A 17,986-nucleotide genomic window follows, 5' to 3' on the forward strand; every position below is an offset into this window, starting at 1 on the left:
AGACGACGCGCGTGAAACCATCGGCCGAGCGCTTCGGCGCGACGACGAAGGCGTTGGAACCGTTGGGCATCGCTTCACCCGTCGCGGGCAGCGCGGTCGGATCGGGGCTGTCCGAGACCGCGCCGGCATCCTCGCGCGGCAGCGGCTTGTCGCTGGTCAGCGCGCCCAAGGTCTGGTCGAGCCCGAAGAAGAACGGCGTGCGCAGCACAAAGCCGGTCGCGATGTCCTCGCCATTGGCGGGGAAGAGCTTGGCGAGGCGTACCTCGCCCGGATGCCGCTTGGCATAAGCGTTTAGGCCACTCGCATAGGCATCGAGCAACGCGCGGACGTCGGCGGGTTGCTTGGCATAATCGCGGTGCGCTGTCTCGCGCGCACCGAGCAAAGCAAGCGTATAATCGACTTTCGCCCCGTCCGTTCCGCTGATCGCGCCCAAGCGCCCGCGTGCCATTGCGACCGCCTCTTGCAGCGTCGCAAAATCGTCCTCGGCATGGGCATAGGCCACGCCGTACGCGACATCTGGATCAGTCTTGCCGAAAATGTGGGGTACGCCGTAGCGATCGCGCGCAATGACGCTATCATAGCGATGGGCGAGCGGTGCCGCGACCGAGCTCGCCGCCAGCGGCTCCCACACCGAAAGACCCACCGCAGCAAGCGCCACGACCAGCGCCAATCCTGCTATTCCACGCCCAAACCAGCCCCGCATCCGTCCTGCCCTTTTATCGTTTGCGCCAAGGTGTAGCGGGGCGATCCGGTGCAGACGAGCGATAATCCTTCCCCTCTCCCACCGGGAGAGCGAGGGGCCCGCCCGCGAAAGCGGGTGGGAGGGTGAGGGCAGCCCGCATTACCAGCCTGCCCTCATCCGACGCTGCGCGCCTCCGTTTCCCGTAGGGAGAAGGGTTTGATCAGAAGCCAGCCTTCAGCGTGACGAAGAACTGCGCCGGAGCACCTGCCAGCAACGTCTGATTGTCGCCGGCATAGCCAAAGCCGTTCGAACCGATCGTCGCGATATACTTCTTATCGAAAAGATTGGTCGCATTGCCCTGAATTTCGAACTTGCGATCGGCGATCGTTACGTGCGCCCCGATCGTGGCATCAACGATCACGCGCCCCGGCACCGACTGGTCATTAGTGTAGGTGAAGTAGCGGCGGCTCATATAGTTACCACCGATCCGCCCGAAGAACACCGAGCCATTATAGGTCACTTCGGCCTTGGCGAGGTGCTTCGGGCTGTCGACCGTGGTCTTGCCCTTGATCAGGCGGGGTGTGCCGCCTGCGACCGCCACATCGTCGCGATAGGTCGAGTCGTTATAAGCATAGGACGCGAAGATCCCGAAGCCGTAGGGCAGCTTGACTTCGCCTGCCGCTTCGAGCCCGTAGGTACGCACCGAGCCGACATTAGCGAGCGTCGCGAGATTGCCGACGATCCCGGCACCAACGGTGGTGCCGAGGATGCGGTTGCTGAAGTCGACATAATAACCGACGAGCGAGCCGTTGAAGCGACCGCTCTTGAAGCGCGCGCCACCTTCGAACGTGTCCGATTGCTCGGGCTTCAGCTTGTTGGTCGAAATCAGCGCATTGAACCCATTCTGACCGGTCGAGAACGGGCCGTTGGTCCAGGCCGACACGAAGGCACGCTTCGATTCGGTGAAGTCGGCGAACAGCTCGGCCGAATTGTTCAGCTTGTACGCAACGCCAGCGTGCGGCTGGAACCAGTCGGTCGCATCAATCGCGCCGACCGCCGTATCGCTCACGACGATCTGGCTGGCCTTGTTCTTGACCTGGAAACCCTTCCAGCCAAGATCGACCGTCAACGCGCCGAACGTCAGCTTGTCCTGCACATAATATTGCAGCGTATCGGTGGTGTAGGCGCCGTAGCGCTGCGTGAAGAAGGGGAGGTTCTGCAGTTGGAGCGCGCTGCGCGTCGGGACCGTGCGGCTGTCGAGCGCATAGAACCGCCGCGCTTGGCGGAAATCGTTGCGCTCGTACCAGCCGCCGACGGTCACATCGCCGAACATGCCGAGATCGGTACCGATCGATCCGAACACGCCCTTACGGCGAATGTCATATTCGGTCGTACGCACCGAAATCGGCACGCCCGAAGGCGAGGGAACATACGGCGTGAACCACGTGCCCTGGCCGTGGTTGGAATGGTAGTAGGCCTTGAGTTCGCCATGGATCGACGAACCCTTGCGCGTCTCAACGCCGAACGACGCGAGATAATCCTGCCGCAAGCCCGAGGCGTCGAAGTAGGAATCGTCGACCGTGCCCGTAGCGCCATATGGGGCGGGATAGACCGTCCCCGCCGCCGGATTAAACTTCGGCGCACCGGTATCGCCGCGGTTGGCCCCGACATCGGCGATCTGGACGGCGAGCGGGAAATTGTTCGAGACATTGTCGAGATTGAGGCCGAGGCGGCGGATCTGGTCGAGCGACAGATCCTGATAGTCCTGCTCGCGCCGGTCCGAGAAGTTGAACGTGCCGACCAGGCGTACCGCAGGCGACAGCGGTGCGGTGAACTTCGCATTGACCTGGTTCTGCTTCTGCTTGCCAAAGCCCTTCCACTTGCCCGTCGTCAGATAGCCGTAGGAGACATAGGCTGCGGGGCCATTGTCGCCCAACACGCCGGTGTCGAGCCGGAGGAACGTGCGATAGGTATCGTTGCTGCCATAGGTGCCGTTTGCCTGCACGCCGAATTTCGCGGTCGGATCGGACGAGCGGAATTCGATCGTGCCGCCAAGATTATTGGTCGCTTGCGTGCCGATCGCGCCCGCACCCTGCGAGACGATCGTCTGGCCGACGTTCTCCGAGGAGATCGCCCGGCTAATGTGCAGACCGTTGGTGTTGCCATAGGATCCGTCGCCGAGCGGGATGCCGTCGAGCGTGAAGCCGATCTGATTCTGGTTGAAGCTGCGGATCGAAACGCGCTCCGACCATTCATAGGCACCGAACGCGTCGGCCGACTGGAAGTTGACGCTGGGCAGCTTGGCGATCGCCTTGAGCGCGCTGGTGCCCGGCGTCAGGATCGCAATGTCGGCCTGGTCGAGTTGCTGCACCTGCCGCGTCTGGCCCTTGCCGACGACGATGATGTCGCTGTCGGCCGTATCGGCAACGGGAGCAGGCGCGGCCGGCAGATCGCGCGCAGAGGCGGCAAGCGGCCAGGATAAAGCGACGCCGGCGAGCAGGCAGAAGGCAGAACGATGCATGATGTAGAACCCCAGCTTTTGTGGATGCGGCGACACCACTCCCTGTGCCCCGAAGCAGCGCCTACCCATGCTGCGTTGCAACAATGCGTAAATTTCGCGACTTCCGCATGATCCTTTTGCGTCAGAAAGATTACAGTGGAATTCGAACCCACTCCGGCTCTTGTGTTGCACATATACAACACTACATCTCGTGCAGCGAAGGAGGGACACTTCCACCATGAACATCGAAAAATTCACCGATCGCGCCAAGGGCTTTCTGCAATCGGCGCAAACCGTCGCAATCCGGATGAGCCACCAGCGGATCGCGCCCGAACACATTTTGAAGGCGTTGCTCGAAGATGAGCAGGGCATGGCCTCGGGCCTGATCGCCGCCGCCGGGGGCGACGCCAAGCGCGCGCTCAGCGAGACCGACCTCGCGCTGTCGAAGATCGCGGCCGTCTCGGGCGGCGGCGCGCAGCAAACCCCCGGCCTCGACAATGATTCGGTCCGCGTGCTTGATCAGGCCGAGCAAATCGCGACCAAATCGGGCGACAGCTTCGTCACGGTCGAGCGCTTGCTGGTCGCGCTCGCGCTGTCGCTCAACACCGTCGCCGGCAAGGCACTCAAGACCGCAGGCGTCACGCCCGAGGCGCTCAACGCCGCGATCGAGCACGTCCGCAACGGCCGCGTCGCCGACAGCGCGGGTGCCGAAGACAAGTTCGACGCACTCAAGAAATTCGCGCGCGACCTGACGCAAGCGGCGCGCGACGGCAAGCTCGACCCCGTAATCGGCCGCGACGAGGAAATCCGCCGCACGATCCAGATCCTCGCGCGCCGCACCAAGAACAATCCGGTGCTGATCGGCGAACCCGGCGTCGGCAAGACCGCGATTGCCGAGGGGCTCGCGCTGCGCATCGCCAATGGCGACGTGCCCGATACGCTCAAAGACCGCCGCCTGATGTCGCTCGACATGGGCAGCCTGATCGCGGGTGCGAAATATCGCGGCGAATTCGAGGAGCGCTTGAAAGGTGTGCTCGACGAAGTGAAGGCCGCCGAGGGCGACATCGTGCTGTTCATCGACGAGATGCATCAGCTGATCGGTGCGGGCAAATCCGAGGGCGCGATGGACGCGGGCAATCTGCTCAAGCCCGCGCTCGCGCGCGGCGAGCTGCACTGTGTCGGCGCGACCACGCTCGATGAATATCGCAAATATGTCGAGAAGGACGCAGCCCTCCAGCGCCGCTTCCAGCCGGTATTCGTCGGCGAGCCGACCGTGCCCGACACGATCTCGATCCTGCGCGGGTTGAAGGAAAAATACGAGCTCCACCACGGCGTGCGCATCACCGATGCCGCGATCGTCGCGGCGGCAACGCTGTCGCATCGCTACATCACCGACCGCTTCCTCCCCGACAAAGCGATCGATTTGATGGACGAAGCCGCCAGCCGCATCCGCATGGAAGTCGAGAGCAAGCCCGAGGAAATCGAAATCCTCGACCGCCGCATCATCCAGTTGAAGATCGAGCGCGAAGCGTTGAAGCGCGAGACCGATGCCGCGTCGCAGGACCGGCTCGTCACGCTCGAAGGCGAACTCGCTAATCTGGAGCAACAATCGGCCGAACTGACTACGCGCTGGCAAGGCGAAAAAGACAAGATCTCGGCCGAGGCGAAGCTGAAAGAGCAGATCGATGCGGCGCGGCTCGAACTTGAGCAGGCGCAGCGCGCGGGCGATCTCGCCAAGGCGGGCGAGCTGTCCTACGGGCGCATCCCCGAATTGCAGCGGCAATTGGACGCGGCAGCGGGCGCGACCAAGGGCGCAATGCTGCGCGAGGAAGTGACCGGCGAGGACATTGCCGGGGTCGTTGCGCGCTGGACCGGGATTCCGGTCGAGCGGATGCTCGAGGGCGAGCGCGACAAATTGCTCGCGATGGAAGCGACGATCGGTAAGCGCGTGATCGGCCAGCAAAACGCGATCCGCGCGGTCTCGACCGCCGTGCGCCGCGCGCGGGCGGGCTTGCAAGACCCCAATCGCCCGCTCGGCTCGTTCCTGTTCCTCGGGCCAACCGGCGTCGGCAAGACCGAACTGACCAAGGCGCTCGCCGAATTCCTGTTCGATGATCCCACCGCAATGGTCCGCATCGACATGAGCGAGTTCATGGAGAAGCATGCCGTCGCCCGGCTGATCGGCGCGCCGCCGGGCTATGTCGGCTATGAGGAAGGCGGCGTGCTGACCGAGGCGGTGCGGCGGCGGCCGTATCAGGTCGTGCTGTTCGACGAAGTCGAGAAGGCGCATTCGGACGTCTTCAACATCCTGCTGCAAGTGCTCGACGATGGCCGCCTGACCGATGGCCAGGGCCGCACGGTCGATTTCACCAACACGATCATCGTGCTGACCTCCAATCTCGGCAGTCAGGTGCTGACGACGTTGGGCGAAGGCGAGGATGTCGCCAAGGTCGAACCGCAAGTGATGGAAATCGTCCGCGGCCATTTCCGCCCGGAATTCCTCAACCGGCTCGACGAGATCGTGCTGTTCCACCGGCTCGGCCAGGCCGAGATGGCACCGATCGTCGACATCCAGGTCGCACGGATCGCCAAGCTGCTCGACGAGCGCAAGGTCGGGCTCGAACTCACCGATGCCGCGCGCGCGTGGCTCGGGCGCGTCGGCTACGATCCGGTGTACGGCGCGCGGCCGTTGAAGCGCGCGGTGCAACGCTATCTGCAGGATCCGCTCGCCGATCTGATCCTGCGCGGCACGGTGCTGGGCGGCGCGACGGTCAAGGTCGATGAGGGCGACGGCAAGCTCGAGCTGCAGGTGGTGTGAGCACACGCAAAAAGGGGCGGCTCCTTGTCAGGAACCGCCCCTTTTCAGGCGCTCTTTTGGTAAAGCTTAGAACTTGAAGTTCGCGCCGCCACGAATGGTGCGGCCGACGATACCCTGCTGCGACCAGGTCGGGTTGTAATTGACCGCGGCATAGTTGGCCGGGTTGATCGGGGCCGAAGCGTCGAGCAAATTCACCGCATTCAGGTAGAAGGTGAACTTGTCGTTGACCTTGAACTGACCGACCAGATCGAGCGTGAAGAAGCCCTTGGTCCGGCAGAATACGTCGCCCGTGCCGTACAGATTGTCGGCGCAGGTGTTGGCCCCGTGGCCGCTCTGATCGACCGCGACGTTCTTGTAACCGCTGGTGTAATAGGCGGTTGCCGTGAGCGTCGCTGGGCCAACCTGCACGCTGTTCATCCAGTTTGCGCGCCAACGCGGCGTACCCGCACCCGAGGACAGCACGTACGGCGCTTGCGTGCCGACATAGCTGTCGATGATGCCGTCGCCCGGATCGAAATCATAGGTCAGGATTTCGGTGCCTTCGAGGCGGCTGGTAAAGCGGTTGCCGCCACCGAATTTGAAATCGGCCTGGACCGACACGTCGATGCCCGAGGTCTGCAGCGAGGACGCATTGGCATAAGGCGAATTGACGATCAGCACCTTGCGGATCGCATTCGGGAACAGCGGATCGGCATCGTCGAGCGTGACGGTGTAGCCGGCCGGCAGCGCCGTTCCGGCATAGTAATTGGCGATCGCCGTGCCCGCGAGCGGACCGCCCGAGATCACATCGGTCTTCTTGATGTTATAATAATCCGCCGTGACCGACAGCCAGCGCGTCGGCTGGAAGATCGCGCCGCCGGTGAAGCTGCGCGACTTTTCGGGCTTCAAATCGGGGTTCGAGGCGCTGTTATAGCCGAGCGAATAGCTCTGGACATAGGCGTTGTTGCCGTGTGCCGCGACGACGGCGGCGGGCGGGGTGGCCGAAGTATAGCCGATCACCGCGCCATTCTGCGATTCGGCAAAGCTCGGTGCACGGAAGCCCTGCGTATAGGTCGCGCGCAGCGCCAGCGAACGGATCGGCGTGAACTTGATCGTCGCCTTGGGCGAGAATTTGCTGAACCCGTCCGAATAATGATCGAAACGACCCGCAGCACCCAGCTCGACCGACTTCAGCACGGGGGCCGAAATCTCGAAATAACCCGCCGACACGGTGCGCTTGCCCGATGCGCTGACGGCGTTGAGGCCGAGAAACGCATTATTGGCATTGGCATTGGGGTTGTTCAGCTCCTCGCGCCGCACCGATCCGCCGACGCCGACCTGGAGCGGACCGCCGGGAAGCTCGAAGAAGCTCTTGGTCAACGAGCCTTGCAGGAAATACAGCTGACCCTTGGCCGAGCTCGACTGGGTTGGCGAAACCTGATCGCGCACTGCCTGGCTGTTCTGCGACGGGTTGATGAAGTTGTAGCTGCCGGTGTTGATCGCGTTGGTCAGCCCGGCAATGTTGATATAGCCGGTGTTGCGGCCGACCAGATCGCTGCGCGCATAGCTCGCATCGAGCGAATAGGCCCAATCGTCGCCAAACTTGCCGGCAATCCCGGCGGCGACGCGGTACACGTCATTCTCGGTCGTCGACGTCTGTGGCAGATCGCCGAACGCATAGGAGATCTGCGCGCCGAGGCCCGATGCCGCATAGGGGTTTTGCGCGTTGAGCTGACCGTTGGCCAGCAGCGCCGGCAGCACAATGTTGGTGCTGTTGATCGGGTTACGCTGACGGATCGTGAACGGCGCCGCGGTCGAGAAGACGCGGCTGTGATAATAGGTACCGGTCACATAGGCCTGCGCCCGGTCGCCGACTTGCAGCGTGCCGTGGATCGTCGCGCCATAGCGCTCCTGCTCGGGCGCGATCGTGCCATATTGCGTCGTGTTCTGCTCGCAATAGGCGCCGGTTGCATCGTTGCGCGTGATCGTGCCGGTCACGCATCCGGCGGGGTTGAGGACTTGCGTCAGCGCACCCGGCACCGCGACACCCGAATAGATATTGCCCGGCGTATAGGTTGCAGGCCGCACCACCGCCGCGATCGCTGCCGACCGGTTGCCGAACGCACCCAGCGACGCGCTGTTATTGTTCAGGCCGCCGATCGAGGTCAGATCGGCGGTGTTGTAGGGGAAGCCACGATCGGCGACCGAGATGAGATTGTCCTTCTCATATTCGCCGTTGATATAGACGTTGAAGCCCTGCTCCTTCAGATCGCCATAGCCCGCAGTCAGCGTCGCGCGGCGCTCGCCGCCGTCGCCGCGCTGTGAAACGCCGGCCTCGACCGTGCCTTCGATGCCCTTGATTTCCTTGCGCGTGATGATGTTGACCACGCCGCCGATCGCATCCGCGCCATACGTTGCCGACGCGCCGTCCTTGAGCACTTCGATCCGGTCGATCGTGCTCTTGGGGATCGAGTTCAAGTCGACAAAGGCGCGCTGGCCGTCATCGGCATAGGGATAATTGACGGTGCGGACACCGTCGATGAGGACGAGCGTCGAGTTGACGCTGAGCCCGCGCAGCGACACCGCCGCCGAACCCGAACCGAAGCCTGCGGCGAACGCCGTCGGGATCGACCCCGAGTTATCGGCCGAGATCGAGCGGACCGCGTCGGCGACATTGGTGATGCCCGCGCGCTGAAGGTTCTCGCTGGTCAGCACCGTGATCGGCGAGGCGGTTTCGGTGTTGAGACGACGGAACAGCGTGCCCGTCACGACGATGTCGCCGCCCTGGTCGCTTTGATCGGCAGCCTGCGCCTGCGGGTTGACCGGTGCCGCGCTGGTGGCGGCGGTCGCGCCGGCCTGCGCCTGGTCCTGCGCGAAAGCGGGCGCTGCGCTCAGCGCGAGCAGCAGCGCGCCCGAGGCGGCGCTGGACAACAGAACGGGCTTGCGGAAAGTCGAGGAAATTCGAGTCACATATGGTTCCTTGCGTAACGCGCGCACCGCCTTCCAGCGGTACGCCACGGAGTGGCAAGTCTCGTGATCCGACACATACAAACATGCTCGGCCCCCCGAGACATGAAGGCGGAATGATCCCGCGGCGCGCGGCTGTAAACCCGCAGCGGCGCGCGCTCCCATACTTTAAAATGAGGCTGTCACTGAAAAGACACAAATCGTAACATGTTCGAAACGAATGATTTACTCAGCGCGTGGCATCGGTCCGGCGACCAGCAGCGGGTCGATCTTGGCGTCGCGCCACTTAAGGCTCCAATGGAGATGCGGCCCCGTTGCACGCCCGGTCATGCCCGACAAAGCGACCGGCTGGCCGCGCAGCACGCGCTGCCCCACGCGCACGTCGATCCGCGAGAGATGCAGGAAGGCGGTGTTGAGCCCCGCGCCGTGATCGATCATCACCAGATTGCCCTCCAGCGTGAAGGGATGGTCCGCCGCCAGAATCACCACGCCATCGGCGGGCGCGAGGATCACCGATCCGGTCGGCTTGGCCACGTCCAATCCGGAATGATACGACCCGGCCTCATTATTCTTGTAGATGCGCTGCGACCCGAACAGCGTCGAAATCCGCCCCGTCGTCGGCCACAGGAAGGTCTGCCGCCAGCCTTGCGAATCCGACTGGACCCGCCGCGCCGCATTGATCTGCGCGAGTTCGGCGGGGCGGAGCCGATCGAAATCGGGCTGCGGCAGCGGGATTTTGGGCAGGCTGTCGAGCCGCGACACATCCCACCCGCGCGGCGCGATCGTCAGCGTATCGCGCACGCGCCGCGCATCATCGAGCGTCGCGACAAGCGTTGCGGTCGGCCCGGCATCGCGGTCGAACCCGATCAGGAACCGGCCATCGGCGGCGACCGGCACATCCACGCCGTTGAAGCTGAGCAAGCTGGTGCCAGCGGGCGCAATGCCGATGACGATGCCACCCTGGATCATCGATCCCGAATAACTGAAACTGTCGCGCACCGGCGCCTGGCGCGGCTGAACGGTCGGCTTGCGCGCGATCGGAGCGGGCGGGAGCGGTTGCACTTGGCGGATTTCGGGCGCGGTGGTGCAACTGCCCAGCGCGATCAGCGCGACAAGGCCGATCGTCCAGCGTGCCACGCGCAAGCGCCCCCCGGCCCGTGTCATCCGCTCATCGCCGCGGTCGCCAGCGCGGGCGTCGCATAGGCCTCCTGCCGCGCGACGCTCCAATAGCGCAAATCGTCGAGCGCGATCCGCACGCCCGATGTCGCGCACACGACATGGTCACCCGGGCTGAGCACGCGAAAGCCGTTCGCCATGAAATGGAGCCGCGCTGCGCGATCGGTGTTGGACATCAGCATAAGACGCGCTCGCTACAAAAGGGTCGGTTGGTCGGGTTTGGCCGCACCATATGCCTTGCCGCCGCTGCGCTCAACCTTCGCATCGACTTGCCCGTCGCGGAAATGCAGCGTGACCGCACCCGCGCCGCGCGCCGCCTCGGCCGATCCGACCACGGCACCGGAGGGCCGCGCCGAGACAAAGGCATAGCCCCGGTCGAGGATCGCGTTCGGCCCGAGCGTTTCGACCAGCCGCCACGTCGCCTTTACCCGGTCCCGCGCGCGCTCGAGCTGGCGCTCCAGCGTCGACAGCCGCAGCGCCGCGCCCGAGCGGTCGAGCTGCCCGCGCGCGACGCCCACGCGCCGCTCTAACCCGCGGTCGAGCCGCGCGCCGAGATCGTCGGCACGCTGCCGTTGCGGCCCGAGCAACGCGTCGCGGCGCGGCAGCACGCGCACCAGCGCTTCGAGCCGTTCGCGGCCGCGCTGGTGATAGCGTCGCACGCATTTTTCGCTGCGCTGGCCGTACCCGCCCAGCGTGAGGCGCAAGTCCGCAAGCACCGGCACCGCCATTTCCGCCGCGGCGGTCGGGGTCGGCGCGCGCAGATCGGCGGCGAAATCGGCGAGCGTGGTGTCGGTCTCATGTCCGACCGCCGAGATGATCGGGATGCGGCACGCCGCGATCGCGCGCACCACCACCTCTTCGTTGAACGCCCACAAATCCTCGATCGAACCCCCGCCGCGCGCGACGATGACGAGATCGGGCCGCGTTTCCGGCGGCATCGCGTCAAACCCGCGCACCGCAGCCGCGATTTCCGCAGCCGAGCCTGCCCCCTGCACCTTGACCGGCCACACCAGCACATGCGTCGGGCAGCGATCCTCCAGCCGGTGCAAAATGTCGCGGATCACCGCGCCCGTCGGCGAGGTGACCACGCCGATCCGCGCGGGCAGGAACGGCAGCGGCTTTTTCGCAGACGGCGCAAACAGCCCCTCCCCCGCGAGCTTGGCCTTGAGCTTCTCAAGCAAGGCCATCAGCGCGCCTTCGCCCGCCAATTCCATGCGATCGATCACGATCTGATATTTGGAGCGACCGGGATAAGTGGTGATCTTGCCGGTCGCGATCACCTCCGCCCCATCCTGCGGCGTGAAGCCCAATTGCGCGACATTGCCCTTCCAGATCACGCCATCGATGACCGCGTTTTCGTCCTTCAGGCTCAGATAGGCATGGCACGAAGCGACGCGCTTATAGCCCGAAATCTCGCCGCGCAGCCGGACATGGCCGAATTCGCTTTCGACCACGCGCTTGAGCTTGTTGGCGAGCTCGCCGACGCCCATCACCGAATTACCGGGGGCACTTACGTTGTCGTCGGGCGCGGTCTCGGCTAGCAGGCGCGCTGCCGCGTCGAACAACACGTCGCTTTGAGGGTCCGCCATTGAATGTCCTGCTGATCGGTTCGGGTGGTCGCGAACATGCGCTCGCGTGGAAGCTGGCGCAATCGCCAGCCTTGGGTACACTGTTCGCCACCCCCGGCAATCCGGGGATTGCCGCGCACGCGCAGATCGTCGCACTCGACGTGACCGATCATGCGGCAGTGGTCGCCTTCTGCGCCGCGCAGAACATCGGGCTGGTCGTCATCGGGCCGGAAGCGCCATTGGTCGATGGCCTTGCCGATAGCGTTCGCGCCGCCGGCATCGCGGTGTTCGGCCCGAACAAGGCCGCCGCCCAGCTTGAGGGATCGAAGGCTTTCACCAAATCCGTGTGCGACCGCGCCGGCATCCCGACCGCCGGCTATGTCCACGCCACCAGCCGCGCCGAGGCGCGCGCCGCGCTCGACAAATTCGGCGTGCCGGTCGTGATCAAGGCCGACGGCCTCGCCGCAGGCAAGGGCGTGACCGTCGCCACGACGCGCGAGGAAGCCGAAGCCGCGCTCGCCGATCTGTTCGGCCCGCGCGGCGGCGAAGCCGTGATCGAGGAATTTCTGGAGGGCGAGGAAGTCAGCCTGTTCGTGCTGACCGACGGCACCGCCATTCTGCCGTTCGGAACGGCGCAGGATCACAAGCGCGTCGGCGACGGCGATACCGGCCCCAACACCGGCGGGATGGGCGCCTACAGCCCGGCGCGCGTGCTGACCCCCGAGCTCGAAGCGCGCGCGCTCGACGACATCGTCCGCCCGACCGTGGCGGCGATGGCGGCGGCGGGGACGCCGTTTTCGGGCGTGCTCTATGCCGGGCTGATGCTGACCGCCGATGGCCCAAAGCTGATCGAATATAATGCCCGCTTCGGCGACCCCGAATGCCAGGTCCTGATGGCGCGGCTCGACGAGGATCTGCTCGACATCCTGCTGGCGGTGGCGACGGGCACGCTTGGCGCGCGTGGCCCGGTGACATGGCGCGATGCGACCGCGCTGACGGTGGTGATCGCCGCCAAGGGCTATCCCGGCACGCCCGAGGCCGGTGCGATCCTGACTGGAATCGCCGAAGCCGAAGCCAAGGGCGCGACGGTTTTCCAGGCCGGGACGCGGCTGGACGACGGGCAGATCGTCGCCTCGGGCGGGCGCGTGCTCGCGGTCACCGCTTGCGGATCGACAATCGCCGATGCGCAAGCCGATGCGTATCGCGCGCTCGCGGCGATCGATTTTCCCGGCGGATTTTACCGCAACGACATCGGCTACCGTGAAATTGTCCGCAATGCGCAGCGCAGCGAGATTGCACGCGACGCGGGCTGACGCTTTACGCTACTCGGGCCAGAGATTCAGGAGCATCGTCCATGGCAGCTGGCCCGCAAAACCCGAACCAGGCCGTCGACATGATGGTGCCGATCACGATCACCCATGTCGTGCTGATGCTGATCCTGGCGGCGTTGGCGATTGCCGCGATTTTGTGGGGCACGGTGCTGCGCCGCCGAAATGCCGCCGCGAAGAAGCAAATGACTGAGGATTTCGCGATGGCCGAAGCGCATGGCGCGACGACCGAGCCGACCGCGGTATCGAGCGATGGCGCGATCAGCGACGTGCCGGCCGAACCCGCGACGGATGCCCCCGCGGCCGAGACACCGGCCGCCACCGAGCTGACCCGGATCAAAGGACTCGGCCCAAAGCTTGCCGCCACGCTCGCCGACCTTGGCATTACCCGCGTGGCGCAGATCGCGGCGCTCAGCCCGCAGGCAGCGGCAGCGCTCGATGCACAGCTCGGCGTTTTCGAAGGCCGCATGGCGCGCGATCGCTGGATCGAGCAGGCCACGTTGCTCGCCGCCGGGGACACGGCCGGTTATGAAGCCGCGTTCGGCAAATTGGGCGGATAAGCCCGCGCAGCGACGCACGCCCTTTCGCCGCCTGCGCACCCGCGATACAGCAGCGTGATGCCCGCCCGCTCGCTTCCCCGGATTGACCGCCGTACGCTGCTGATCGGCGGCGGGGCCGGGATCGGGCTGGTCGTGGCGTGGGGGCTGTGGCCACGGCGCTATTTGCCCAATCTCACCGCCGATCAGGGCGAGACGCTGTTCGGCGCGTGGCTCAAGATCGGCAATGACGGCCATGTCACGGTCGCGGTGTCGCAAGCCGAGCATGGCCAGGGCGTCTACACCACGCTGCCGCAAATTGTCGCCGATGAGCTTGGCGCGGACTGGCGGACGATCGCGGTCGAGCCGGCACCGCTCAACCCGCTTTACGCCAATCCGTTCGGCGCGGAGGAACTGTTCGAAGGTGCCGACGATGCGCTGCTCAAAGGCTGGCGCGATGCCCATGCCGTCCAGATCGGGCTGATGTTCACCGGCGGATCGAGCTCGGTGCGCAGTTTCGAAGGCCCGCTCCGCGCGGCGGGCGCGGCGGCGCGGACGCTGTTGTGCAAGGCGGCGGCCAGGCGCTGGAAGGTCGATTGGCAAGCCTGCGGCACGGCAAATGGCTTCGTCGTGCACGGCAAGGACCGGCTGCGCTTCGCCGAACTCGCTGCAGAAGCCGCGCGCGACTTTGGCGGCGGCGCGCTGCCCGACCCGCTCCCCTTACGCGGCGATACCGCCGACCGGCTCTACGGCCAGTCGCTGCCCCGGCTCGATGCGCCGTCAAAGGTCGACGGGTCGGCCAATTTCGCGGGCGACGTGCGCTTGCCCGACATGCTCTTCGCCAGCATCCGCCAGGGTCCGGTCGGTAACAGCAAATTGGTGCGGGTCGATCGCGCGGCGGCGGACCGGATTCTCGGCGTGCTCCACGTCGTTACCAACGACCAGTGGGTCGCGGCGGTCGGCATCAGCTGGTGGGCCGCGAACAAGGCGCTCGACGCGCTGGCACCGCGCTTCGAAACGCGCGGGAGGTTGGTCGACGATGCCAGCATCGACCGCGCGCTCAGCGCCGCGCTTGACGGGCCGGGCACGCGAATCGCGCAGGCCGGCGATCTGTCGGCGGCGTTCAAGGGTGCCAAGCTGATCACCGCGGAGTATCGCGCCAGCCTCGCGCCGCACGCCGCGATCGAGACGATGACCGCGACCGCGCAGTTGCGCGACGGCCGCCTCACCCTGTGGCTGCCGACGCAAGCCCCCGGTCTCGCGCGCAGCGCCGCCGCCGCCGCGATCGGCCTCGCCGAAGACGCGGTGCTGGTCCACCCGATGCTGATCGGCGGATCGTTCGGCGCGAACCTCGAAACGCAGTGCGCAGCGCAAGCCGCGGTGCTGGCCGCCAAGCTCAACCGCCCGGTGCAACTGGTGTGGAGCCGCGCCGAGGATTTGCTCCACGACCGCTTCCGCCCACCCGCGCGCGCGCGCATGGCGGCGCGGCTCGGCGCGAACGGGCAAATCCTCGGCTGGCTGGCCAAGATCGCCGCGCCCGCCACCGGGCAGCAGCTCGCGCGGCGGCTGCTGGCGCCGGATAGCGGCTTCAGCGCCGCGCTGGCGCTTGCGCCCGCGGGCGATCGCTATGCGGTGGCGGGTGCCAAGCCCGTTTATCGCATTCCGGCTTATGCGATAGATCATCACCCCGCCGCGATCGGCGTGCCGACCGGGCATTGGCGATCAGGCGCGCACAGCTACACCGCGTTTTTCACCGAATGTTTCCTCGATGAACTCGCGCACGTCGCGGGCACCGAAGCGCTGTCGTTCCGCATCGGCATGCTCGGCGGCGATGCGCGGCTCGCGCGCTGCCTGTCGACCGTCGCCTCGCTTGGCGGGTGGGAGGGCGGCGTTGCGGGCAGCGGACAGGGCATCGCCTGTCACAGCTTTCGCGGCAGCCACATTGCCGTGCTGGTCGAGGCGCATGTCGGCGAAGGCCAGGCGGTCAGCGTCGACCGCATCGTCGCGGCGGTCGATTGCGGGCGGCACGTCAATCCCGACATCGTCAAGCAACAGATTGAAGGCGGGCTGCTGTTCGGCATGGCAGCGGCAATCGGCGGCGCAACCGGCTTCAAGGCCAATCTGGCGCAGGCGCGCAGCTTCGGCGCGCTTGGCCTGCCGCGGCTGGCAGACAGCCCCGACATCACGGTCGAACTGATCCCGAGCGAGGCCGATCCCGGTGGTGTGAGCGAACTTGCCGTGCCGCCGGTTGCACCGGCGATTGCCAACGCGCTGCAAGCCGCTACGGGGGGACGCTTGCGGAGCCTGCCGCTCGTTCCCGGAACCGTTTGATGCCGCCTGTTCTTCCGCCTGCCCTCCCGCCCGCGTTGCTCCCGCCCGAGCATCCGCCGGTCCGTCCGCGCCAAGTCGGCGTGCTGCTGACCAATCTCGGCACGCCCGATGGCCCCGACGTGAAGTCGGTGAAACGCTATCTGCTCGAATTTCTGTCGGACAAGCGCGTCGTCGAAATCCCGGCGATCCTGTGGCAGCCGATCCTGCGCGGTATCATCCTCAACACCCGCCCCGCCAAATCGGCCGAAGCCTATGCGCAAGTGTGGAGCGATGACGGATCGCCGCTCGCCGCGATCACCAAGGCGCAGAATAGCGCGCTCCAGGGCGCGTTCGGGCCAAATGTGATGGTTGACTGGGCAATGCGCTACGGCAAGCCGTCGATCGCCGAGCGCGTGCAGGCGCTGAAGGACGCCGGATGCGATCGCATCCTGATCGCGCCGCTCTATCCGCAATATTGCGGTGCGACGACCGCGACCGCCAACGACAAGGTGTTCGAAACGCTCGCTAAAATGCGCTGGCAGCCCGCAATCCGCACGCTGCCGCCTTATTATGACGACCCGGCCTATATCGACGCGCTTGCCGAATCGATCGAGGCTGCGGTGGCGAAGCTCGATTTCGCGCCGCAAGCGATCGTCGCGAGCTTCCACGGCATGCCGCAGCGCACGCTTGAGCTTGGCGATCCCTATCACTGCCATTGCCAGAAGACCGGGCGCTTGCTCGGGGAGCGGCTCGGCCGGACGCTGGGCCTGCCCTTGATCGTGTCGTTCCAGTCGCGCTTCGGCCGCGCCAAATGGCTCGACCCGGCGACCGACACGACGCTTGAGGAATTGCCCGACAAGGGCATCACCAAAATCGCGATCTTCGCCCCCGGTTTCTCGGCCGATTGCCTCGAAACGCTCGAGGAGCTGGCGATTCGCGGGCGCGAGAGTTTTGAGGAAAAGGGCGGCACGCACTTCGCTTATATTCCGTGCCTCAACGCCAGCGATGTCGGAATCGCCATGTTGCGCGCTTTACTCGCACGGGAACTTGAAGGCTGGGTCGCGCCCGCCTAGCGTCAGCGTCGGACACAAGATCCAACGAGGAGAGACACATGGCACGCGTCGCAATCGTAACCGGGGGAACGCGCGGCATTGGCGAGGCAATCAGCCTTGCGCTGCAGGAGACCGGAGTCACCGTCGCGGCAACCTATGCGGGCGACGATGCCCGCGCGCAGGCCTTTACCGCACGCACTGGCATCGCCGCCTACAAATGGGATGTGGGCGATTTTGATGCCTGCCAGGCGGGCTGCGCCAAGGTCGCCGCCGAGCATGGCGACGTCGATATCGTCGTCAACAATGCCGGCATCACACGCGACGGCACGATCCTGAAAATGAGCTATCAGGATTGGAAAGCGGTGATCGACACCAATCTCGGCGGGTGTTTCAACATGGCCAAGGCGGTGTTCCCGGGGATGCGCAACCGCAAATGGGGTCGGATCGTCAATATCGGGTCGATCAACGGCCAGGCTGGGCAATATGGCCAGGTCAATTACGCCGCCGCCAAATCGGGGATTCACGGCTTCACCAAGGCGCTGGCGCAGGAAGGCGCGAAGTTCAACGTGACCGTCAACGCGATCGCGCCGGGCTATATCGACACCGACATGGTCGCGGCGGTCCCGGCCGATGTGCTGGAGAAGATCGTCGCGAAAATCCCCGTCGGGCGGCTCGGCCAGGCCAATGAGATCGCGCGCGCGGTCACCTTTCTGTGCTGCGATTCGGGCGGGTTCGTGACCGGGTCGACGCTGTCGATCAATGGCGGGCAGCATATGTACTGACGGGCGCAGGGGCGGCCACGCCCGCGCCGCTGCGCCCGGCACGGCCGGCGGACGGGGAGAAGTCCCCGATCCGGCCGACGGCTTTGCCGGCGGCGATCCCGCCGCCACACGCCAAACGGGGTCGGCCTTCTCGAGGAAAGGCCGACCCCGCCCCCCCGGCTACGCAACGCGGGGGTATCTGTGGAACTCTTCAGCGCCGGTCGGCAAAGCCGCCGTCGGACGGGTTCGCTAGCGCGACCCGCCGTCCGGTAAGGGCGCTGCTCGCTTCAGCGAGCACCGGGGCGGCCG

At 65.7% G+C, this 17,986-nt stretch carries 12 protein-coding genes; 6 read left to right on the forward strand and 6 right to left on the reverse strand.

Annotated elements, in window-relative coordinates; genetic code table 11:
• Positions 1-703, reverse strand: a 703-nt coding sequence (locus ABWP09_RS03860) for a penicillin acylase family protein (RefSeq protein ID WP_353203845.1), incomplete at its 3' end; no start/stop codon positions are given.
• Positions 704-902: 199 nt separating this feature from the next.
• The gene (locus ABWP09_RS03865; RefSeq protein ID WP_353203846.1) at positions 903-3,203 is read right to left on the reverse strand and encodes a TonB-dependent receptor; all 2,301 of its coding nucleotides are present in this window, start codon (positions 3,201-3,203) and stop codon (positions 903-905) included.
• A 217-nt stretch (positions 3,204-3,420) separates the two neighbouring features.
• Between ABWP09_RS03865 and clpB the strand changes: the two genes are divergently transcribed.
• Positions 3,421-6,000, forward strand: coding sequence for an ATP-dependent chaperone ClpB (gene clpB, locus ABWP09_RS03870; RefSeq protein ID WP_353203847.1), 2,580 nt, complete (start codon positions 3,421-3,423; stop codon positions 5,998-6,000).
• 66 nt (positions 6,001-6,066) lie between these two features.
• Here the strand turns inward: clpB and ABWP09_RS03875 are convergent, their stop codons facing one another.
• The 4 genes from ABWP09_RS03875 to xseA form a co-directional block, all read right to left on the reverse strand.
• Positions 6,067-8,949: a TonB-dependent receptor plug domain-containing protein gene (locus tag ABWP09_RS03875; RefSeq protein ID WP_353203848.1), complete on the reverse strand. Its 2,883-nt coding sequence runs from the start codon at positions 8,947-8,949 to the stop codon at positions 6,067-6,069.
• A gap of 222 nt (positions 8,950-9,171) precedes the next feature.
• Positions 9,172-10,110, reverse strand: coding sequence for a M23 family metallopeptidase (locus tag ABWP09_RS03880; RefSeq protein ID WP_353203849.1), 939 nt, complete (start codon positions 10,108-10,110; stop codon positions 9,172-9,174).
• A complete protein-coding gene (locus ABWP09_RS03885; RefSeq protein ID WP_188448142.1) occupies positions 10,107-10,304 on the reverse strand; it encodes a DUF2093 domain-containing protein in 198 nt (65 codons plus the stop codon). Before ABWP09_RS03885 ends, ABWP09_RS03880 begins: the two co-directional genes overlap by 4 nt.
• 12 nt (positions 10,305-10,316) lie before the next feature.
• Positions 10,317-11,711 carry an exodeoxyribonuclease VII large subunit gene (gene xseA / locus ABWP09_RS03890; protein WP_353203850.1) on the reverse strand — a complete coding sequence of 465 codons (1,395 nt, stop codon included), beginning with the start codon at positions 11,709-11,711 and terminating at the stop codon, positions 10,317-10,319.
• On the opposite strand from xseA, the gene purD reads away from it, so the two are divergent.
• The 5 genes from purD to phbB are packed head-to-tail and all read left to right on the forward strand — an operon-like array spanning position 11,711 to position 17,698.
• Complete coding sequence (purD, locus tag ABWP09_RS03895; protein WP_353203851.1) at positions 11,711-13,003, forward strand: phosphoribosylamine--glycine ligase; 1,293 nt, start codon at positions 11,711-11,713, stop codon at positions 13,001-13,003. The genes xseA and purD overlap by 1 nt on opposite strands.
• Before the next feature lie 41 nt (positions 13,004-13,044).
• Positions 13,045-13,578, forward strand: a complete 534-nt coding sequence (locus ABWP09_RS03900) for a helix-hairpin-helix domain-containing protein (RefSeq protein ID WP_353203852.1) — start codon at positions 13,045-13,047, stop codon at positions 13,576-13,578.
• Between the two features lie 57 nt (positions 13,579-13,635).
• Positions 13,636-15,885, forward strand: a complete 2,250-nt coding sequence (locus ABWP09_RS03905) for a xanthine dehydrogenase family protein molybdopterin-binding subunit (RefSeq protein ID WP_353203853.1) — start codon at positions 13,636-13,638, stop codon at positions 15,883-15,885.
• On the forward strand, positions 15,885-16,937 hold the full coding sequence (gene hemH, locus ABWP09_RS03910; RefSeq protein WP_353203854.1) for a ferrochelatase: 1,053 nt from the start codon (positions 15,885-15,887) through the stop codon (positions 16,935-16,937). Before ABWP09_RS03905 ends, hemH begins: the two co-directional genes overlap by 1 nt.
• Positions 16,938-16,975: 38 nt before the next feature.
• Positions 16,976-17,698 (forward strand): acetoacetyl-CoA reductase, encoded by a 723-nt coding sequence (phbB, locus tag ABWP09_RS03915; protein ID WP_353203855.1) that lies wholly within the window; start codon positions 16,976-16,978, stop codon positions 17,696-17,698.
• Positions 17,699-17,986: the final 288 nt, after the last annotated feature.

It is taken from the genome of Sphingomonas sp., from assembly GCF_040398505.1.
In the GTDB taxonomy this organism is placed as follows: domain Bacteria; phylum Pseudomonadota; class Alphaproteobacteria; order Sphingomonadales; family Sphingomonadaceae; genus Sphingomonas.